The 19419-nt window shown below is 62.2% G+C and carries 19 protein-coding genes; 12 read left to right on the top strand and 7 right to left on the bottom strand.

What is annotated here, in order from left to right:
• The first annotated feature begins 63 nt into the window (after nucleotides 1-63).
• On the top strand, nucleotides 64-633 hold the full coding sequence (locus LH365_RS00815) for a hypothetical protein (protein ID WP_226744328.1): 570 nt from the start codon (nucleotides 64-66) through the stop codon (nucleotides 631-633).
• Between the two features lie 40 nt (nucleotides 634-673).
• Nucleotides 674-1051: a GxxExxY protein gene (locus LH365_RS00820; protein ID WP_226744329.1), complete on the top strand. Its 378-nt coding sequence runs from the start codon at nucleotides 674-676 to the stop codon at nucleotides 1049-1051.
• Nucleotides 1052-1106: 55 nt separating this feature from the next.
• Here the strand turns inward: LH365_RS00820 and LH365_RS00825 are convergent, their stop codons facing one another.
• Nucleotides 1107-1676, bottom strand: a complete 570-nt coding sequence (locus LH365_RS00825) for an ActR/PrrA/RegA family redox response regulator transcription factor (RefSeq protein ID WP_226744330.1) — start codon at nucleotides 1674-1676, stop codon at nucleotides 1107-1109.
• Nucleotides 1677-1754: 78 nt separating this feature from the next.
• Entirely contained in the window at nucleotides 1755-3197 is a 1443-nt protein-coding gene (locus LH365_RS00830; protein WP_226744331.1) for an ActS/PrrB/RegB family redox-sensitive histidine kinase, read from the bottom strand.
• Nucleotides 3198-3305: 108 nt separating this feature from the next.
• Between LH365_RS00830 and LH365_RS00835 the strand changes: the two genes are divergently transcribed.
• Nucleotides 3306-3917: an SCO family protein gene (locus tag LH365_RS00835; RefSeq protein WP_226744332.1), complete on the top strand. Its 612-nt coding sequence runs from the start codon at nucleotides 3306-3308 to the stop codon at nucleotides 3915-3917.
• Nucleotides 3918-4035: 118 nt separating this feature from the next.
• On the opposite strand, the gene LH365_RS00840 is transcribed toward LH365_RS00835, so the two are convergent.
• A complete protein-coding gene (locus tag LH365_RS00840; protein WP_226744333.1) occupies nucleotides 4036-4629 on the bottom strand; it encodes a YdeI family protein in 594 nt (197 codons plus the stop codon).
• Nucleotides 4630-4809: 180 nt separating this feature from the next.
• Between LH365_RS00840 and LH365_RS00845 the strand changes: the two genes are divergently transcribed.
• The 7 genes from LH365_RS00845 (at nucleotide 4810) to rpsP (ending at nucleotide 12375) form a co-directional block, all read left to right on the top strand.
• The gene (locus tag LH365_RS00845; protein WP_226744334.1) at nucleotides 4810-6060 is read left to right on the top strand and encodes a polyhydroxyalkanoate depolymerase; all 1251 of its coding nucleotides are present in this window, start codon (nucleotides 4810-4812) and stop codon (nucleotides 6058-6060) included.
• Nucleotide 6061: 1 nt separating this feature from the next.
• Nucleotides 6062-6784 (top strand): M48 family metallopeptidase, encoded by a 723-nt coding sequence (locus tag LH365_RS00850; protein WP_226744335.1) that lies wholly within the window; start codon nucleotides 6062-6064, stop codon nucleotides 6782-6784.
• Nucleotides 6785-7146: 362 nt separating this feature from the next.
• On the top strand, nucleotides 7147-8346 hold the full coding sequence (locus LH365_RS00855; protein WP_226745495.1) for an LL-diaminopimelate aminotransferase: 1200 nt from the start codon (nucleotides 7147-7149) through the stop codon (nucleotides 8344-8346).
• A gap of 270 nt (nucleotides 8347-8616) precedes the next feature.
• Nucleotides 8617-8844: a hypothetical protein gene (locus LH365_RS00860; protein WP_226744336.1), complete on the top strand. Its 228-nt coding sequence runs from the start codon at nucleotides 8617-8619 to the stop codon at nucleotides 8842-8844.
• 30 nt (nucleotides 8845-8874) lie between these two features.
• Complete coding sequence (locus LH365_RS00865) at nucleotides 8875-10104, top strand: glycosyltransferase (protein ID WP_226744337.1); 1230 nt, start codon at nucleotides 8875-8877, stop codon at nucleotides 10102-10104.
• 190 nt (nucleotides 10105-10294) lie between these two features.
• Complete coding sequence (gene ffh / locus LH365_RS00870; RefSeq protein ID WP_226744338.1) at nucleotides 10295-11887, top strand: signal recognition particle protein; 1593 nt, start codon at nucleotides 10295-10297, stop codon at nucleotides 11885-11887.
• 38 nt (nucleotides 11888-11925) lie between these two features.
• Nucleotides 11926-12375, top strand: a complete 450-nt coding sequence (gene rpsP / locus LH365_RS00875; protein ID WP_226744339.1) for a 30S ribosomal protein S16 — start codon at nucleotides 11926-11928, stop codon at nucleotides 12373-12375.
• Nucleotides 12376-12625: 250 nt separating this feature from the next.
• Here the strand turns inward: rpsP and glmM are convergent, their stop codons facing one another.
• Complete coding sequence (gene glmM / locus LH365_RS00880) at nucleotides 12626-14251, bottom strand: phosphoglucosamine mutase (protein ID WP_226744340.1); 1626 nt, start codon at nucleotides 14249-14251, stop codon at nucleotides 12626-12628.
• A 216-nt stretch (nucleotides 14252-14467) separates the two neighbouring features.
• Between glmM and glmS the strand changes: the two genes are divergently transcribed.
• A complete protein-coding gene (gene glmS / locus LH365_RS00885; RefSeq protein WP_226744341.1) occupies nucleotides 14468-16306 on the top strand; it encodes a glutamine--fructose-6-phosphate transaminase (isomerizing) in 1839 nt (612 codons plus the stop codon).
• A gap of 1 nt (nucleotide 16307) precedes the next feature.
• On the opposite strand, the gene LH365_RS00890 is transcribed toward glmS, so the two are convergent.
• Nucleotides 16308-17384: an ROK family transcriptional regulator gene (locus LH365_RS00890; protein ID WP_226744342.1), complete on the bottom strand. Its 1077-nt coding sequence runs from the start codon at nucleotides 17382-17384 to the stop codon at nucleotides 16308-16310.
• Entirely contained in the window at nucleotides 17385-17894 is a 510-nt protein-coding gene (locus tag LH365_RS00895) for a prolyl-tRNA synthetase associated domain-containing protein (RefSeq protein WP_226744343.1), read from the bottom strand.
• Between the two features lie 30 nt (nucleotides 17895-17924).
• Here LH365_RS00895 and LH365_RS00900 point away from each other — a divergent pair, with 30 nt between their 5' ends.
• Nucleotides 17925-18680: a DUF6065 family protein gene (locus tag LH365_RS00900; protein WP_226744344.1), complete on the top strand. Its 756-nt coding sequence runs from the start codon at nucleotides 17925-17927 to the stop codon at nucleotides 18678-18680.
• A 60-nt stretch (nucleotides 18681-18740) separates the two neighbouring features.
• Here LH365_RS00900 and LH365_RS00905 read toward each other — a convergent pair whose 3' ends face one another.
• Complete coding sequence (locus tag LH365_RS00905) at nucleotides 18741-19283, bottom strand: hypothetical protein (RefSeq protein ID WP_226744345.1); 543 nt, start codon at nucleotides 19281-19283, stop codon at nucleotides 18741-18743.
• Nucleotides 19284-19419 lie beyond the last annotated feature (136 nt).

Below are 19419 nucleotides of genomic sequence, written 5' to 3' on the forward strand. Positions count from 1 at the left end.
CTGTGTATTCTTTTTGTTCCGGTCAGGCTTTTGTTAAGACGCGTCAACCTATAGGATGGGATCATGCCGGCCATTGCCTATCCTGTCGCGCACAACGCGCTCGACATTGTCCTCAACTGGGGCGAAGGCGTCATGTCGTCTGCCGAGCGCGAGCGGGCGGCGAAGGATGCCTGCGGTAAGGATGTGACCTTTGTGCGCGAAACGCTTGATCCGGGCTTCCCCAGTGAAGAGGCGGCGCGCGCCCAATACGAAAATCTGCTGACCGAGCCGTTCGCGACCCTGATCTGCACCTTCGAGCGCACGCAGAAACCGCGCCGCGTGGAAACGCAGATGCAGGACGGCCGCCGCTGGCCCAAGGCCGAGGCAGCGCCGGCGGCGCAATGGAAGCTGTGCCTCAGCTACTGGAAGATCGGCGCGGTGCGCAGCGCTCCGAAGCCCTCGACCGGGATTACCCCGCACCTTCAGGCCCGCGCCGTGCGCAAGAAGGAACTGGACGTGCCGCTGACGCCGGAAGAGGTGCAGGCCCTGGCCCATGCGCCGCTGATGGCCTACCGCCCGCAAAAGGCGCTGGACATGGGCCTGTTCGAGTTCGTTCTGCCGGAAAATCCGGACATCATCATCGCGGATGAGTAGGTTTTAACCACGAACGGCACAAACCACACGAACAATATTCATGACCGACATTCTGTTCAAAAATGAATCTTACGCCATTCAAGGCGCTATTTTTGAAGTGAACAAAGAAATGGGCGCTGGCTTTCTTGAGGCTGTATATCAGGAATGCCTGACGCACGAATTTAGGATCAGAGGCATTCCTCATGTAGCTCAGAAATCTTTGAATCTGAGCTATAAGGGTTTTGCGCTTGATCAAATATATCTTGCAGATTTTGTCTGCTACGACAGCATAATCATCGAACTAAAAGTCACTCAAAGCCTTGCTGATATTCATAGAGCGCAATTAATGAATTATCTTAAGGCTACGGGGCTGAAGCTTGGTCTCTTGGTTAATTTTGGCACTCACCCGAAAGCACAGATCGAACGCATTGTTCTATAGGCGTGATGCTTCGCATCACGTCCGTTCGTATAGTTCGTGCCGTTCGTGGCTAAATCTACTTAGGCGCTTTTTTCGCCAAGATACGCTGCAACGTCCGGCGGTGCATATTCAGCCGGCGCGCGGTTTCCGAGACATTGTGATTACACAGCGCATAGACGCGCTGGATGTGTTCCCAACGCACGCGGTCGGCCGACATCGGATTCTCCGGCGGGGCCGGCGTATGGTCTTCGACCGCCAGCAACGCCTTGACCACATCATCGGCGTCGGCGGGCTTGGACAGGTAATCGACCGCGCCTGACTTCACCGCCGCTACCGCCGTGGCGATATTGCCGTAGCCGGTCAGCATGATGGCGCGGGCGTCCGGGCGTTTGTGGTGCAGAGCCTCGACGGCCTTCAAACCGTTGCCGTCTTCCAGGCGCATATCCATCACCCCGAAGGCCGGGGGATTGGCCTCGATGGCCTTGAGCGCTTCGGCGACGCTTTCCACCGCCGTCACGGTGAAGCCGCGCGACTCCAGCGCGCGGGCCAGACGCTGACGGAACGGCGCGTCATCGTCCAGCAGCAACAGGGTGCGGTCGGTCAGTTCGGCGATCTTCTGCTCGATGGCGGTTTTCACGTCGTCCATAACAAGCTCCTTTACAAACAAGCGCATTCCAAAACGTGTGAAGCGGTTTTTGGAAGTAAATGCGCGACAAATAAAAGTCTAATCTCGTGAAAGCGGCGCGATGTCGCCGCTGAATTCGTTGGACACCAGCACATCGATCTGATCGCGCCGCCACAGGGCGCGGACATAGGCCCCTCCGACATCGCGGTTGCCGTAGGACACACTGGCGCCGGTATGCTCCAGCAAGGTCTTGGCGATAAAGAAGCCCAGCCCCATCCCGCCGTGCATCGAGGTTTCCGGGCGCGAGTCGTGCCCGCGCGTCGAAATATACGGATCGCCGACGCGCGACAGTATGTCCGGCGAAAAGCCCGGACCGTCATCTTCGATCGACAGGCTGACATAGGCCTTGCGGATGCGCACACGCACCCAGACGGCGGTGCGGGCGAAGTCCACGGCATTTTCGACAAAGGCCCCCAGCGCGTGCAGCCATTCCGGACGGCGCTTGATGGAGACGAACTGACCGGGGTCTTCGCCTTCCGGAGCCTCGTCCATGACGATTTCGATATGGATGGCCTTGCCCTCGTTGCGGAAGGGCTGCACCGCTTCCTCGAAGAAGATGCGCAGGGGCAACTGATCGTGGACCTGATCGCGGGTTTCCGGACGTCGGGCGAGATTTTTGAGGATGTCGCGGCAGCGCTGGCTCTGCGACACCAGCAATTCGGCGTCCTCATAAAGCGGCGTGCCGGGCGTCATCCCGCGCAGCATTTCGCGCGCCACGACCTGAATCGTCCCCAGCGGCGTGCCCAGTTCGTGCGCCGCCGCCGCCGCCAGCCCACCCAGGGCCGACAGGCGGTGTTCCTTTTCCAGCACGGCCTGCGTCGCCGACAGCGCCTGCGACATGCGCTTGGATTCCAGCGCCGCCTGCCACGTATAGCCGGCGGTGAAGAGGATGCCGATGATGATCGCCGCCAGAAAACCGAGACGGTAAATTTGCGGCAACTGAAACGCCTGTCCTTCCGGCCACGGCAGGGGCAGAGACCAGAAGGCCATGGCGCAGGTCGAGAGCACCGCCACCGCCACCACGCCGAAGCCGTAACGCGTCGGCAAATTGGCCGCCGCTACGGTCGACGGCGCAATCAGCATCAGGCAGAAAGGGTTGTCCAGCCCGCCCGTCACCGCCAGCAGCGCCGACAACTGCACGCAGTCGAAGCTCAGTTGCAACGCCGCGTCCCAGTCGTCGAGGCGTTGCCGCCGGTCGTTGAACATCAGGAGCAGGTTGAGCCACAGGCTGGCGGCGATCATGGCCAGACACGGCCACAGATTCAGCTCATGACCGAAGCCCAGCGCCACCACCCCGATCATCAGGCTTTGGCCCAGTATGGCCAGCCAGCGCAGACCGACCAGAGTTCTCAGCCTCAGACCGTCGGCCCCGTGCGACAGCGGCGCCGGCGAAAAATCGGCCCAGGAAAAGGGCGTGCGATCTTTTGCCGCGGCCGGAGGCGCGGTGAAGGAGGACAGGAAGCTGATAATCCGTTGGCGCACGTTGCGGGTTCGCCTATAGAGCTTGCGGGTATGGCCCCTTTATGCGCCTTCGCGTCACATGACCATGTGACACATTTGCGCATCTGGACCAGAAGGAAAAAGCATAAGATGAATCGCACACGGCTGACAATTATCGCGGTACTGGTGATCGGGCTCGGCGCACTGGTCGTCGGCATGTGGGGCACGCTGCTGGGTCAGAAGCCGGTGACGAGCCGCGCCATCGATTCCGCCGTCCGCATCGGCGGGCCCTTCGCCCTGACGGATCAGTACGGCCAGCCGCAAACGCAGGAAATCCTGAAAGGCAAATGGACCGCCGTCTTCTTCGGCTTCACCTACTGCCCCGACATCTGCCCGCTGACCCTGCAATCGCTCGATCAGACGCGCCAAAAGCTGGGCAAGGACGCCAACAAGCTGCAATTCGTCTTCATCACCGTCGATCCGGAACGCGACACGCCCGAAGCGATGAAAGCCTATCTGGAATCGGGCGGCTTTCCCAAGGGTGTCATCGGCCTGACCGGCACGCCGGAGCAGGTTTCCGCCGCCGCGCGCACCTACCGCGCCACCTATGAAAAGGTAGGCGAAGGCGCGGACTACACCATGAACCACACTTCGGTCGTCTATCTGATGAACCCGCGTGGTGAATTTGCCGCCCCCCTGACTCACGGTCTGCCGCCCGAAAAGGCCGCCGACGTGATCAGGCAGGCGATGAAAGAGTTTTAGAGCGATATGCCGAAAAGTGTAAGCGGTTTTGACTGCGTCGAACTTCGTTTCGGCAGTCATATCGCGACAAAACAAACGACTAGAGTGCAATGACGATTCTATCTAAAGTCATTCCGCTCTAGTCGTCCAGACCTAGGCCGTCCATGATCTGAGGAATACACTTTTCGACCCGCGCCTCCCGCGTCTTAGACTGCTTGGCCGATGAAAAATGCAGCAGATAGGCGCGCTGCCGCCCCGGTGTCAGGCCCTCGAAGGCCTCTTTCAGCGCCGCATCTTCCTCCAGCCGCACCCGGAATTCCTCCGGCATGGAAAATTCGGTCGTCTTCCTGAAATCGACCTTCAGACCGGCCTTTTCGACCGCAATCGCGGCATCGACATAGGCCTTCAGCGTCGCCGCCCTGTCGGTGATCTGATCCAGAGCCGTGAAGCGGATCTGCCGCGCCGACTGCACATTCTCGGTCTGCTGGATCAGGATACCTTTCGGATCGAGCATCAGCGCGCCCTTCAGGAACAGCAGGGCGCAATAGTCCTTGAAGCCGTGCATCAGCACCACATTCGACCCGTTCAGCGCATAGCACGGCTGCCCCCACTTCAATACCTCGCTCAGCGGGGTCTGACGCAGGATCGCCCGCAGCGCCTCGAACTCGGCCCGCCAGCGGTCTGCCCGCTCCATGAACGCATCCACCTTGGGGTTCGCCGCCGCTTCCGTCATCGCTTCTCTCCGTTTATCGCCTTTCATAGCGCCGGACCGCCCCGCGTAAAAGGCCACGGCTGACATCGTGTCGCCCGGCTTCACGCCTTTTTGTTTCGCAGATGCGAAATCCAGACTCGTAACCTATTGGCAGCATCCTTATGTTAGGCTTGTCCCTCAGAGAGACGATGTGAGTGTGCGATGCTGTATCTGCTGCATGAGTTGGCCTACTATTCCGCCGGACCCTGGCGCGCCGTGGCGCAAGCCAGCCGCGACTTCTGGGGCAACAAGGCCAACCCGATCGCCGAGACCGAGTTCGGGCGCAAGATGTACGCCTCGGCCGAGTTGTTCAGCACCGTCACCCGCCGTTACGGCAAGCCCGACTGGCGTCTCGACACGGTCGAAATCAACGGCACGCCCGTGCGCATTCAGATGGTCGAGGACTGGTCTTCGCCGTGGTGCAGGCTGGTCCGTTTTCAGCGTGACCCGACCGACCTGCGCCGCGCCGGGGTGAAGAAGCCCGCGCCCGCCGTGCTGGTCGTCGCGCCTTTGTCCGGCCACTATGCGACCCTGCTGCGCGGCACGGTGCAGGAATTCCTGCTCGACCACGACGTCTATGTCACCGACTGGGTCAATGCGCGTCAGGTGCCGGTGCTGGAAGGCCGCTTCGACTTCTACAGCTTCATCGACCACGTGCGCGACATGCTGAGGGCCATCGGCGCGCGGGCTCACGTCGTCGCCGTCTGTCAGCCGGGGCCGCCGGTGCTGGCTGCGGCCTGCCTGATGTCCGAGGATAAAGACCCGCTGCGTCCGGCCTCGATGACCTTCATGGGCTCGCCCATCGACGCCCGCTATAATCCGACCGTGACCAACGATCTGGCGCAGGAAAAGCCCTTCACCTGGTTCAAGTCGAACATGGTCCATACGGTGCCGCCGCCCTATCCGGGCACGGGCCGCCGCGTCTATCCGGGCTTCGTGCAGCTCTATTCGTTCATGAGCATGAACGAAGAGCGCCACAAGGACGCCCACTGGGCCTATTTCAACTCGCTGGTCGACGACGATGGCGACGGCATCGAAAAGCACCTCGAATTCTACGACGAGTACCTCTCGGTGCTCGACCTGACCGAGGAATTCTACCTTCAGACCATCGATCTGGTGTTCCAGAAATTCGCCCTGCCCAAGGGTGAGTTGATCCATCATGGCCGCCCGGTGAAGCTCGATGCGGTTACCGACGTCGCCCTGATGACCGTCGAAGGCGAGAAGGACGATATTTCCGGCGTAGGCCAGACCCAGGCCGCCCATGAAATGTGCAAAAACATCCCGGAAAACATGCGCGAACTGTACGTACAGCCGGGCGCCGGCCACTACGGCGTGTTCAACGGCCGCCGCTTCCGTCAGGAAATCTATCCGCGCATCCGCGACTTCATCGCCCGCACCGAGGCCGCTCTCTGACGTGTTGGGGCTGAAGCGGGCAAAACCGGTCTATGAACCGGGTCAGGTCATCGATTGCGGCGACTTTCTGCTGCGGTTGAAGGTCAATGCCCGCGCGCGCCGCATCTCGCTGCGCCTCGATAACAAGACGGGCGAAGCCGTTGTCACCGCGCCGCGTCCGCGCGATCTGGCGCAGGCGGTGGACTTCGCCCTCAGCCGCGCGCAGTGGATCGCCGAGCATCAGGCGGCGCGACCTGACAATATCCTCTTCACGCCCGACAGCGATATTCCCTATCTCGGCGCGCAACTGCGCCTCGTCCATTCGGGCAATGCCGCGGCGGCGCGTATGTCCGGCGGCGTGCTGACGGCGGGTGGAGACGGCGAGGCCTTTCACCGCCGCGTCGAGCGTTACCTGCGCAGACAGGCGCTGGAATTTGCTCAGGCCCATACCGAAATCTATGCTCAGAAGCTGGGCTATACGGGCGTGAAAATATCGCTGTTCGACGCCAAGGGCCGCTGGGGCTCGTGCACGCCGGGCCGCAAAACGATCCGCCTGAGCTGGCGGCTGATCCTCGCGCCGGAGCCGGTCTTCGCCTATGTCTGCGCGCACGAGGCGGCGCATCTGAAACATCCGGACCATTCCGACCGCTTCTGGGCAGAGGTCGAAGGGCTGTACGGAGATTATCGCTCGGCGCGGCGGTGGCTGAAGTCCGAAGGGGTCGGGCTGTTCGCCTTCGGGGCCTAATCTCCTCACTGTCGCGCCGCGATGAGGAGGTGGATTTTGCCGAAGGCAAAAGACGGAGGGGATGACTCCATCATTTCAAAACTCCTGCGGTCTTGGTCAGCTTCCGCGCCGCCCCCTCCGTCAGTCCGCTTCGCGTACTGCCACCTTCCCATGCCTTCGGCACAGGGAGGAGATCGTCCTGTAAAATTATTTTCCGCTAGACGCAAAAATTTCCGAAAAAAGCGCCGTTCATGGGATGACAATCGACGCCCGATGAGTCATATGGACGGGCCCGCAGGTCCATTGCGACTTTGCGGGCTTTTTGTCTTTAACCCCGTTCACGTTCCCTGGCCTTGTCAGGTCATGCTTCCATCTCAGGTGCAATCATGCGCGATTTTTATCGTATCCGGCGTCTGCCGCCTTATGTCTTCGAAGAAGTCAACAAGGTGAAGGCCCGTCTGCGCGCAGCAGGCACCGATGTGATCGACTTCGGCATGGGCAATCCCGACATGGATACGGCCCCGCACATCGTCGACAAGCTGGTCGAGACGGTGAGAAAGCCCAAGACCCACGGCTATTCGGTGTCGAAGGGCGTGCAGGGTCTGCGCAAGGCTATGGCCGGCTATTACGACCGCCGCTACGGTGTGAAACTCAATCCGGATACCGAGGTCGTAGCGACGCTCGGCTCCAAGGAAGGTTTCGCCAACCTCGCCATGGCTATCACGGCCCCCGGCGATACGGTCATCTGCCCCAATCCGGCCTATCCCATCCACGCGTTCGGCTTCCTGATGGCCGGCGGGGTGATCCGTCACGTCCCGGCCCTGTCGCCGGAGCAGTATCTGTCGGGCATCGAGCGCGCGGTGAAACATTCCGTGCCGACGCCGTCGGTGCTGATCGTCTCATACCCGTCCAACCCGACGGCGCAATGGGTCGATCTCGACTTCTACAAGGAAGTCATCCGCATCGCCGAAAAACACGACCTGATCGTGCTGTCGGACATCGCCTATTCGGAAATCTATTTCGAAAACAATCCGCCCCCCTCGATCCTTCAGGTCGAAGGCGCCATCAAGCGTTCGGTCGAGATCAACTCGCTGTCCAAGACCTATGCCATGGCCGGCTGGCGCGTCGGCATGGTCGTCGGCAATTCGGAAATCTGCGCCGCGCTGGCGCGGGTGAAATCCTATCTCGACTACGGCGGCTTCACGCCGATGCAGGTCGCCGCCGCCGCCGCGCTCAACGGCCCGCAGGACAATGTCGACGAGATCCGCAATATCTATAAATCACGCCGCGACGTGCTGATCGACTCGATGAAGCGCGCCGGCTGGGACATCCCGCCGCCCCCGGCCTCGATGTTCGCCTGGGCGAAGATTCCGCCGAAGTTCGAGCATATGGGATCGATCGAGTTCGCCAAACTGCTGATCGAAGAAGCCCACGTTGCCGTCGCGCCGGGCCTCGGCTTCGGCGAATATGGCGAAGGCTATGTCCGTATCGGTCTGGTCGAAAACGAACACCGCATTCGCCAGGCGGCGCGAAACATCAAGAAACTACTTCAGCCCGGCAGCAAGGCTCAAGCTGCCGAGTAACTTCCACAGAGTCATCCGTTCACGGAGACGTGAGTTTTCGCGCCCCAAGGGAAAGTCATCGCGGCTTTCCCTTGTGAGCCATATTGAAACAGGGTTTGCGCCTAATGACGCCTTGACGCAACACGTCAACTTTTTACCCTTGTCTTATTTGACTCCCGGAACGTTTTAGGGTTTCATTTACACATTGTGCAGCGCACACATTTTCATACAGGCCAGCCATAAGGCCTGAATTTTTTACCTGTGGTTTTGTGGAAGAGGGAATTTTTCGTCGTGGTAAGCTTGCAATTTGACATCGCCAGCGCTTCGGAACAGGACGCCTTCTTCGGTGCCTTTTTCAAATTCGTCGAAGCCGCCTCGCTGGATGACGCCGACTCCATTTCCATCCATTCCGACACCAATGAAACCGGTATGGTCAAGGTCGTGAACTTCGCCGACCAGGGTCTCGCCAACCAGTTCGAGTCCTACTGGCAGCAACGCCGCCGCTGGCTGGGGCTTTAAGCCGCACATTCCATAGGCTAAGGATGACGCATGTCTATCGTGCGTCATATACCGCTCAAATACCGCCTGCCGTTGATTCACGGTGGGCTCGAAGCCATTGCTTTGACGCGCATGGGCCGCTGGCCGCGCAATAATGTGCTCACACCCGGACCTCTGGTCGTCTCCGGCTTTCTCAACGAAAGTCTGGGGGTCGGCCGCGCTGCGCGCCTGACCGCCGATGCGCTCGAAGCCGCCGGTTACATGCCGGTCCGCCACGATATACGTCCGGCCTTCCGCCATATCCTTGATCAGAAGGCCGTCCTGCCGGGCCAGGGCGGCGTTTGGCTGATCCACGCCAATGCGCCGGAACTGGTGGTTGCGCTGATAGCCCATGCACCGGCGCAATGGCGCGAGCGCTACCGTATCGGCTACTGGGCCTGGGAAACGCCACTGGCACCGCCCTTCTGGGTGCGCATGGCGAAGTGGCTGCACGAAATCTGGACGCCCAGCCCCTATGTCGCCGATGCGTTGGCCGCCGCCTTCCGCGCGCAGGGCGAGGCGCATCTGTACGATCGTCTGCGCGTCCTGCCGCACCCGCTGCTTACCCCGCCGCCCATGCCCGACCGCGCGCGTTTCGGGCTCAGCCCCGACCGCTGCGAGGTGTTGAGCCTGTTCGACGTCAACTCCTCGCCGGCGCGCAAAAATCCGTGGGCCTCGATCGACGCCTGGCTGGCTGCCTTCCCAGAGCCCTCGCCCCAGGCCGCCCTGACGCTGAAGGCTTCGGCGCTGGATACGGCGACCCAGGCGAAACTGGCCGAACGTATCGGCAACCGCCCGGATATCCGTCTGTTGACCGCGCACCTGAGCGACGCCGACATGGACCGGCTGACGGCCTCGGTCGATATCTTCCTGTCGCTGCATCGGGCCGAAGGTTTCGGGCTGGGCCTGCTGGAAGCCATGAACGCGGGCGTCGCGGTCGTCGCCACCGAAGGCACGGGCAACGACTTCCTTAATGACGACAACGGCTACCCCGTCCCCGCGCGTCTGCTGCCGCTTCACGATCCCGACGGCCCCTACAGCGCCCTGCCGCGCGATCCGGCGCAGGTCTGGGCCGAACCGGACATCGCCGTGGCCGCCGATATCCTGCGCCGACTGGCCCATGATCCCGCTCTCCGCATCGCCAAGGCCGCCGGCGCCCGCGCCACACCGGCGCGTCTCAACCGTGCCTGGTCGCGCGAGGCTCTGAAGGCTTGTGATTTCAACAGGTGGCTTGACTCTTAGGCCCTGAGCCGTCATAGGAACGCGACATTCAGGCGATCCACGCCTTTTGCAAACCGAACCTCTCAGGTCACGACCCCGATCACAGCTATCGGACGGGGACCGGAGGCTCCCCGACGACGCGTAGCGTTCTCGGGGTCTTTTTGTTTTGTAAAAAGCCCGTCCTGAACCCCGAAACCATGAGGCACAAAGCATGTTCGACTCGCTGAACGAGCGCTTATCCGGTCTGTTCGACCGTCTGGGTGGCCGCGGCGTCCTTTCGGAAAAGGACGTCGACGAAGCCCTGCGCGAAGTTCGTGTCGCCCTGCTCGATGCCGACGTTGCCCTGCCGGTCGTGCGTCAGTTCATGACCAAGGCCCGCGAACTGGCCTCCGGCGAAGCCATCATCAAGGCCGTCAAGCCCGCCGATCAGGTGGTCAAGATCGTCTATGACGGCCTGATCGACATGTTGGGCGGTGAAGAGCCGACCCCGATCGATCTGGCCGCCGTGCCACCCGCCGTCATCCTGATGGCCGGTCTGCAAGGGTCGGGTAAGACCACCACCTCGGCCAAGCTAGCGCTGCGCCTGTCGAAGTTCGAGCGCAAGAAGGTCATGATGGCCTCGCTCGACACCCGCCGTCCCGCCGCCATGGAGCAGTTGAAGCTGCTGGGCGAACAGGTCGGCGTCGATGTGCTGCCGATCATCGCGGGCCAGAGCGCCGTCGAAATCGCCCGTCGCGCCCTGCAATCGGCCAAGCTTCAGGGCTTCGACGTCCTGATCCTCGACACCGCCGGCCGCACGACGCTGGACGAGGCCCTGATGGCCGAAGCCGCCGAGATCGCGAAAATCTCCAACCCGGTCGAAACCTTCCTGGTCGCGGACTCGCTGACCGGTCAGGACGCCGTGCGCACCGCCGAAGCCTTCCATGCGCGCCTGCCGCTGACCGGCCTGATCCTGACCCGCGTTGACGGCGATGGCCGCGGCGGGGCCATGCTGTCCATGCGCGCCGTCACCGGCCTGCCGATCAAGTTCACCGGTTCGGGTGAAAAGGTCGATGCGCTGGACGTGTTCGACGCCCGCCGTATCGCCGGCCGCATCCTCGGTCAGGGCGACGTGGTGGCGTTGGTCGAAAAGGCGGCGCAGGAGCTGGATGCGGCTAAGGCCGAGCAGATGGCCAAGAAGCTGTCCAAGGGCCAGTTCGACCTCAACGACCTGTCGGATCAGTTGAGCCAGATGAAGCGCATGGGCGGCATGTCCGGCATTATGGGCCTGCTGCCCGGCGTCCAGAAGGTCAAGAAGCAGATGGACGAGATGAATGTCTCGGACAAGATGTTCGACCGTCAGATCGCCATCATCTCGTCGATGACCAAGATCGAGCGCAAGAAGCCCGACCTGCTCAACGCTTCGCGCAAGCGCCGCATTGCCGCCGGCGCGGGTGTCGATGTGGCCGAGATCAACCGCCTGCTGAAACAGCACCGTCAAATGGCCGACGTCTTCAAGATGATGGCCCGCAACGGCGGGCGTTCTGGTCTTGGGGGCATGGGCAATATGGCCAAGATGCTCGGCCTCGGGAATATGCCCAACATGGCCCAGATGCAGCAGATGGGCAAAAAGCTCGAAAACAATCCCGGCGCTATCGGCGACAATATGGGCGCCGATTTCGAACGCCTGAAACAACTCGGGGCGGGCAAGATGCCCAACATCCCCGGCGGCCTGCCCGGCTTACCGGGCGGTTTATCAGGTTTGGGGGGTAACTCCCTTCCGGGGCTTGGCGGGGGCAACCCCTTCGACCCCAAAAAGAAATAACTCATCACTCGAAACTCAGCCTATCAAAGGATCTTATCATGCTGAAAATTCGTCTGGCCCGCGGCGGCTCCAAGAAGCGCCCGTACTACCACATCGTCATCGCTGACGCCGCCGCCCCGCGCGATGGTAAGTTCATCGCCAAGGTCGGCTCGTACAACCCGATGCTGTCGAAGGACGATGCCAACCGCGTCACCCTTAAGACCGAAGTCATCGCCGAATGGCTCAAGAAGGGCGCTCAGCCGACCGACCGCGTCGCGCGCTTCCTGTCGAAGGAAGGCCTCGTGAAGTGGGAACACGGCAACAACCCGCAAAAGGGTACGCCGGGCAAGAAGGCTCAGGAACGCGCCGCCGAGCGCGCTCAGCGCGAACAGGACCGTCTGGACGCCGAAGCCGCCGCCCGTGAAGAAGCCGCTGCCGCCGCTGCGGCCCCGGCCGCGGTTGAAGAGGCTCCGGCTGAAGCTCCCGCCGAGGAAGCTTCGGAAGGCTAATCGCCTTTGCGAGACACACGGAAAAGGCCGGAGCTTCACGCTCCGGCCTTTTTTATTGTCTTATACCTCCCTGGCTATGCCGGGGAGGGGGACGCACGAGACGACCGAAGGTCGATGAGATGTGGTGGTGGGGTTTCTTACTTAATTTCAACGCGCTGAACAGGTGGGACATACCGCAAGATACCCCACCGCCCCGCCCTTCGGGCGCGGTCCCCCTCCCCAGCAAACTGGGGAGGTATAAGAGTGAGCCTTACCCCGCAATCGCCCCGATGATCTGATCGACCACGGCGCGGACCTGAGCCGCATCGTCGCCTTCCGCCATCACGCGGATCAGCGGCTCGGTGCCCGAAGGCCGCACCAGTACGCGGCCCGTGCCCTTCAGCGTCACCTCACCGTCGGCGATGGCCTGCTTGACGTCTTCACGGTTCAGCGGGCTGTCGCCCGTAAAGCGCACGTTCTTCAGCAGTTGCGGCACCGGCTCGAACTGACGGGCCAGCTCGCTCATCGGGCGGCCGCTTTCGACCAGCACGGCCAGCACCTGCAGGGCCGCCATCAGGCCGTCGCCCGTGGTGGCGTGATCCTGCATGATGATGTGGCCCGACTGTTCGCCGCCCAGATTGAAGCCGCCTTCGCGCATCTTTTCCATGACATAACGATCGCCGACCTTGGCGCGCTCCAGAGTCAGACCCTTCGAGGCCATCAGGCGCTCAAGGCCCAGGTTCGACATCACCGTCGCGACCAGACCGCCGCCCTTGAGCAGGCCCTTGGCCGCCAGACGCGTCGCGATGATGGCCATGATCTGATCGCCATCGACGATGGTGCCTTTTTCGTCGCAGATGACGAGGCGGTCGGCGTCGCCGTCCAGCGCGATACCGATATCGGCGCGCAGTTCCTTGACCTTTTCGGCCATGGCCTGCGGCTGGGTCGAGCCGCACTTTTCATTGATGTTCATGCCGTCCGGCGACACGCCGAGGCAGAAGATTTCCGCGCCCAGCTCATAGAGCGTGGTCGGCGCAACCTTATAGGCCGCCCCGTTGGCGCAATCGATGACTATGCGCAGGCCTTTGAGCAGCAGGTTCTTGGGGAAGGTCGCCTTGGCGATTTCGACGTAGCGGTACTGGGCGTCGTCGACGCGTTGCACGCGACCGAGGTTCTGCGGTTCGGCAATACCGTCGAGGATATTGCCGTCCATGCGCGCTTCGATAGCCAGTTCGACCTCGTCCGACAGCTTGTAGCCGTCCGGGCCGAACAGCTTGATGCCGTTGTCCGCATAGGGGTTGTGCGAGGCCGAGATCATCACCCCCAGATCGGCGCGCATCGAGCGCGTCATCAGCGCCACGCCCGGCGTCGGCAGCGGCCCGAACAGGCGGACATCCATGCCGACCGAGGTGAAACCGGCGACCAAAGCCGGCTCGATCATATAGCCCGACAGGCGCGTGTCCTTGCCGATGACGGCCAGATGCCGGCGGTTGTCCGACGACATGAACATCTTGCCCGCCGCCATGCCGACGCGATAGGCGACTTCGGCGGTCATGGGGAAGCTGTTGACGCGGCCCCGGATGCCGTCGGTGCCGAAATATTTGCGCGTGCGGTTCAATGCGGTCATGTGCGAAGCCATTACGTCGTTAGGGTTTTTGATCGGGTTGAAGCCATAGAGCGACAGGGTGTCGCGGTAACTGGCCATGCGCGCCGTGGTCAGGGCGACGAAGGCCGCCTCCAGCTTATCCACGGTTTCGGCGCGCGGGGCCTTGGTCTGGCCGCTCAGGGCGCGGAACAGGCTTGAGGGCGCGATGCCCGCCGCCTCGGCCACGTCCTTGATGGAAATGCCGGTGGCGCCCAGCGCCGCCTGAAGCTTTTCCCACTTGTTTTCACTCATTAGCGGCTTCCATAAGCGCGCGGTTACATGCCGAAACGCAATGTGTTAATGGCAAATTCGCCATAATATAGGTCTGAAAGTCGTTAAACGTGGCTTTCATGACCCTTTTACGGCGAACAGTTTAAGCACATATGAAATAATTTCATAGCGTTTTAAATTTCATTCTGCTACGGAAAATGCGCAATCTACCCTCCCCTGCCTTACGGAGCCTTGTCCATGTGCGGTATTATCGGTGTTATCGGCACGTCCGAAGCGGCTCCGCGCCTGATCGAAAGCCTGCGCCGCCTCGAATATCGCGGCTACGACTCGGCGGGCATCGCCGTGCTCACCGACACCGGTACCGAACGCCGCCGCGCGGCGGGCAAGATCCGTCAACTTGAAGCCGTGGTGGAAGAGCACCCCCTGTCGGGCAGCGTCGGCATCGGCCATACGCGTTGGGCCACGCACGGCGCGCCGACCGTCGCCAACGCCCACCCGCACGTGTCGGGCCGCGTCACCGTCGTCCACAACGGCATCATCGAAAACTTCGCGGAGCTGAAGAGCGAACTCATAGCTACCGGTCATGTCTTCACCTCCGATACCGACACTGAAGTCATCGCCCATCTCTTCGATACCACCCTGCAAACCGGCCTCCCCGCAAAAGGCGCGTTTAAGGCCGTGCTCGATCGTCTGCACGGCGCCTATGCGCTGGCCATCATCGTCGACGGTGAAGACCGCACCCTGTTCGGCGCGCGCCGCGGTTCGCCGCTGGTCGTCGGCTGGGGCGACAATGAGATGTTCCTGGGTTCCGACGCGCTGGCCGTCGGGCCGTTCACCAACCGCGTCACCTATCTGGAAGAAGGCGACTGGGTGATTTTGACCCAAGACGCCGCCGACATCCACGACGCCAGGGGCTTCCGCGTCAACCGCCCGATCACCACCGTCTCGGCCTCGGCGGCGCTGGTTGAAAAGGGCTCTTACCGTCACTTCATGGAAAAGGAAGTGCACGAGCAGCCCGAAAGCTGCCAGCGCACCGTCTCGGCCTATCTCGATCCGGTGGCCAAGGCCGTGCGCGCCGACATCAAGGCCGCCATCGATTTCAAAACCGTGGCCCGCATCCAGATCATCGCCTGCGGCACCGCCTATTACGCCGGCTGCATCGCCAAATACGCCTTCGAGAAGGTCGCGGGCCTGCCCGTCGATGTCGAGCTCGCCTCGGAATTCCGCTACCGCACCCCGGCCATGACGCCGGGCACGCTGGGCCTCGCCGTTTCGCAGTCGGGCGAAACCGCCGATACGCTGGCGGCGCTGCGCTGGTGCAAGGGTGAGGGGCTGAAAACCGCGGCCCTGGTCAATGTCCACACTTCGACCATGGCCCGCGAAGCCGACCTGATGTGGCCGACCCACGCCGGGCCGGAAATCGGCGTCGCCTCGACCAAGGCCTTCACGGCGCAGGTCTCGGCATTGCTGTCTCTGGCCGTAGCCGCCGCTGCCGCCCGTGGCCGTATCGACGCTGCCGAAGAGGCGCGTCTGGTGCAGTGCCTGCTCGAAACGCCGGGCCTGATCGCCGAAGCCCTGCTGATGGACGGCGATGTTCAGCGCATCACGCACGACCTGTCGAAGGCGCGCGACGTCATCTATCTGGGGCGGGGGGCCATGTACCCCCTGGCGCTGGAAGGCGCGCTGAAACTCAAGGAAATCAGCTATATCCACGCCGAAGGCTATGCGGCTGGCGAGCTGAAGCACGGACCGATCGCCCTGATCGACGAAAACACGCCAGTCGTGGTCATCGCGCCGGACGACGAGCTGTTTGAAAAGACGGCCTCGAACGTGCAGGAGGTCGCGGCGCGCGGCGGCCGCGTGGTGATGATCACCGACGCCCCGCAAAAGGTTCCGGCCCTGTCCGGTGACGCCGCCAAAACGCTGAAGATCGTCAAGGGTCCGACCTGCGATCCGTTCGTCGCGCCACTGGTCTATGCCGTGCCGATCCAGCTTCTGGCCTACCACACGGCGGTGCATAAGGGCACCGACGTCGATCAGCCGCGCAACCTCGCCAAGTCGGTGACGGTAGAGTAGCCTACCCCTGCGGCAGAAGATTACAGAACACCGGCAGGGCCGCTGCACCGATCGCGGTCTGGAATGCCCCAAGCCGTGAGGCCTCGACCACCGGCGCGCCGTCGCCCAACCGAATGGCCTCGGCCAGCGCGGTGAGGATGGCGGGGCTCAGGCGGCCTGTCAGGATGATAGCGTCGGGGCTGAGGAAAGGGCTGAGTTTCGCCAGACCCGCCGACAGGCGCGCCGCCGCGCTGACCGTCCAGTCGTCGATCACGCTTTGCGCCGCTTCCGGCAGGATGTCGAGATCGCTCAGGTCGCTGACCCCAAAGCCGGCGGCAGTCAGGGCGTTCATCAGATCGCGGCCATCGGGGGCAGGACCGTCGCTGAAAAATTGCCCGATCTGGCCGGCTCCGCCTTGGCCACCGCGGAACGGCCGGCCTTCGATAAACAGCGCGCCGCCGATCTCCAGCCCGATATGCACGATCAGATAGGTCTGATAGCGCCCGCCCGCGCCAAAGACGCGCTCGCCGATGCCACAGGCCAGAGGCTCGGCCTCGATAAAGGCCAGACCGTCGAGATTGTTGGCGAAATAGCCGATGAGCTCTTCGCGGCGATAGGCGAGGTTCCACGCCTGCGCCTGTTCGGGCGGCAGGTCCGCCGGCACGCCGATGCCGACGCCTAACTGCCGCCAGCGCACGACGTGGCTCTTGCCATAGGCGCTTTCCAACTGCTGCTGCACGGCCTCCAGCACGGCGCGCGGCGTCGGTTCGGCCAGAGGCGTGCGCGCCCGGCCCACCACGCGCCCGCCCAGGTCCATGGCCACCAGATCGAGCGCACCGGCCGTAAAGCCGATGCCGAAGGCGTAGGCCGCGCCGGAACGCAACGAAACCGGCTTTTGCGGCTGACCGCGCCGGCCGGTATGGACATAGGCGCCGTTGTCTTCTTCGACCAGCCCCCAGTCCATCAGGTCGCGCACCAGATTGGTCACCGCCGGGCGCGTATAGCCCGACGCTTTGGCCAAAGCGCCACGCGCCGCCGTCCCGTGGCGAACCAGCGCCTCAAGCACTTTACGATGGCCGTGGGTCAGGTGAGGAAACATCTACACGTCCGAAAAGTCGATAACCCGATACGCGCGCCCCAGCTTGACGAAAAAGCGCCGGAAATCGGCCTGATCGAGCGCCGTCGTCGCCGTATTGACCAGCGGGTGAAAGTTGACGATCTCCGCGTCGAACAACCGCCTATCGAGGATGAACCTCACCTTCTGATCCGGGTCGTTGATCAGGGCCAGCGCCGTCACCGAACCCGGCCTGACCCCCAGCGCGTCATAAAGCCGCTCTTCCGACCCGAAGCTGAGCCGCCCCGACCCGATGATTTTGGGCAGGGCTTTCAGATTGATCTGCGTCTGCTGTTCGGCACTGATCAGCCACAATTGACCCTTATCGTCCTTGAGGAAGAGATTCTTGGTGTGCGCCCCCGGCAGGTCGTCCTTGATGCCTTCGCCCTCGCCAACGCGAAACACCGCCTCATGTTCCTTTGTGCGCGGCGACAGGCCCCAGCCGTTTAGGACTTGAAGCAGGGTGCTTTGCGTATAAAAGGATTTTTCGGTCATGTCGTCGCGTTTACAGGAGCCCGAAGCGTAATGGAATTGGAATGTTTTGTCGTTCAGGCCGGCCCGCGTGAAATCATCCCCGGCCGCACGGATCGCGACTGGATGGACGCGTTTTCCAACCGCTTCCCCTATCGCTGCCTGCCGCTGACCATGGCCAATTCGACCGGCTGGGAGTTGCTGGTCCCCGAAGACATCACCATCGAATGGAACGGCGGCAAGCTGGCCAGCGACATCATCATTACCGCCGACCGTCCCGGCGTGCATGTCGAGCACTTCGTGCAGAGCCATTTCAGTCAGGGCATCGTCACCTTCCACACCGGCTACCTGTTCCGCACGCCGCCGGGCTGGGCGCTGTGGGCCACGGGCGCGCCGAACCATGTGAAGGACGGCATCGCGCCGCTGACCGGGCTGATCGAAACCGACTGGCTGCCCTTTCCCTTCACCATGAACTGGCGCTTTACGCGACCGGGCGTGGTGCACTTCCAGAAGGGCGAACCCTTCTGCTTCATCAATGTCATCGAGCACCGTCAGACCGATGCGGTTCAGCCGGTAGTCAAGCCGATCGAAGCCGATCCGGACCTGCTGGAGCAGTTCAAGGCGTGGTCGGAAAGCCGCGCCAAATTCAATGAGAGCCTCGTCAACCGCGACCCCGCGGCGATCAAACAGGCCTGGCAGAAATTCTATCACAAGGGCGAGCTGCCGGATCAGTCCGAAGCGCCGCAGGACCATATGAACCGCCGCCGCGTCAATCCGGTGCGCTTCGAGGGCATGAACACCCCGGAATGAAGAGTCGAATAGAAGAGGGAGCCTTTCGGCTCCCTTATCGTTTTGGCTCAAAAGCCTCGGTTAGCGACGTTCCGTACCCGGACGAACGATACGCGGATCGAGGTTCGATTTCACTTCGCGGGCATCATAGGCGTTAGGGTCGCTGGGTTTTTCGCCCTTGCCCAGAATGACCTCGGCCGAGGTTTCATAGCGGTAGAAGGTCGTCTGATCTTCTTCCCAGGCGCCCCACGTACCCCAGCCGCCGCGGTAATAGCGGTAATAGAAGCCGCCGTAATAGCGCGGGAACGGGTCGCGGTAAGAGGTGGTGGTCGTGCGGTCTTCCTTGGTGTTGCGGCCGACCAGGCTGAACCAGTCGTAACCGTTTTCAAGCGCCAGTTCGGCCGCGCGATAGAGCATGTAGTCTTCGACCGTCTCACGCGAGGTAGACGAGTTACCGGAGAATTTCAGACGGTAGCGGTTGGCTTCGATACGCTGGTCGGAATAGCCGCGCGCCAGCGAAGAGGCCGGGTTGCCGGACACCGGTTGATAGGGGGTCGGAGTCGCACAGGCCGCGAGCGTCACAAGCGAGACGCCGAGTGCCGCGCCAATCATCATCTTACGCATGGTCTTAACACTCAACTCCCTGTGAAAAAGCCCCTATTGGCAAGGGAGTATCAGGTCATCACTATCAAACGTCAATGTGGCTTTAATACGCCACGTCCGGCGTTACAGATTGCGCAACCGATTGATTCCGGAGCGA

This window comes from Asticcacaulis sp. AND118 (assembly GCF_020535245.1).
Classification (GTDB): Bacteria; Pseudomonadota; Alphaproteobacteria; order Caulobacterales; family Caulobacteraceae; genus Asticcacaulis.

What these genes read in the sequence shown, in the direction of transcription:
- LH365_RS00815 (WP_226744328.1), top strand. Translation starts at nt 64, where the DNA reads ATGCCGGCCATTGCCTATCCTGTCGCGCACAACGCGCTCGACATTGTC.
- LH365_RS00820 (WP_226744329.1), top strand. Translation starts at nt 674, where the DNA reads ATGACCGACATTCTGTTCAAAAATGAATCTTACGCCATTCAAGGCGCT.
- LH365_RS00825 (WP_226744330.1), bottom strand. Translation starts at nt 1,676, where the DNA reads ATGGACGACGTGAAAACCGCCATCGAGCAGAAGATCGCCGAACTGACC.
- LH365_RS00835 (WP_226744332.1), top strand. Translation starts at nt 3,306, where the DNA reads ATGAATCGCACACGGCTGACAATTATCGCGGTACTGGTGATCGGGCTC.
- LH365_RS00840 (WP_226744333.1), bottom strand. Translation starts at nt 4,629, where the DNA reads ATGACGGAAGCGGCGGCGAACCCCAAGGTGGATGCGTTCATGGAGCGG.
- LH365_RS00845 (WP_226744334.1), top strand. Translation starts at nt 4,810, where the DNA reads ATGCTGTATCTGCTGCATGAGTTGGCCTACTATTCCGCCGGACCCTGG.
- LH365_RS00865 (WP_226744337.1), top strand. Translation starts at nt 8,875, where the DNA reads ATGTCTATCGTGCGTCATATACCGCTCAAATACCGCCTGCCGTTGATT.
- ffh (WP_226744338.1), top strand. Translation starts at nt 10,295, where the DNA reads ATGTTCGACTCGCTGAACGAGCGCTTATCCGGTCTGTTCGACCGTCTG.
- rpsP (WP_226744339.1), top strand. Translation starts at nt 11,926, where the DNA reads ATGCTGAAAATTCGTCTGGCCCGCGGCGGCTCCAAGAAGCGCCCGTAC.
- glmM (WP_226744340.1), bottom strand. Translation starts at nt 14,251, where the DNA reads ATGAGTGAAAACAAGTGGGAAAAGCTTCAGGCGGCGCTGGGCGCCACC.
- glmS (WP_226744341.1), top strand. Translation starts at nt 14,468, where the DNA reads ATGTGCGGTATTATCGGTGTTATCGGCACGTCCGAAGCGGCTCCGCGC.
- LH365_RS00890 (WP_226744342.1), bottom strand. Translation starts at nt 17,384, where the DNA reads ATGTTTCCTCACCTGACCCACGGCCATCGTAAAGTGCTTGAGGCGCTG.
- LH365_RS00895 (WP_226744343.1), bottom strand. Translation starts at nt 17,894, where the DNA reads ATGACCGAAAAATCCTTTTATACGCAAAGCACCCTGCTTCAAGTCCTA.
- LH365_RS00900 (WP_226744344.1), top strand. Translation starts at nt 17,925, where the DNA reads ATGGAATTGGAATGTTTTGTCGTTCAGGCCGGCCCGCGTGAAATCATC.
- LH365_RS00905 (WP_226744345.1), bottom strand. Translation starts at nt 19,283, where the DNA reads ATGCGTAAGATGATGATTGGCGCGGCACTCGGCGTCTCGCTTGTGACG.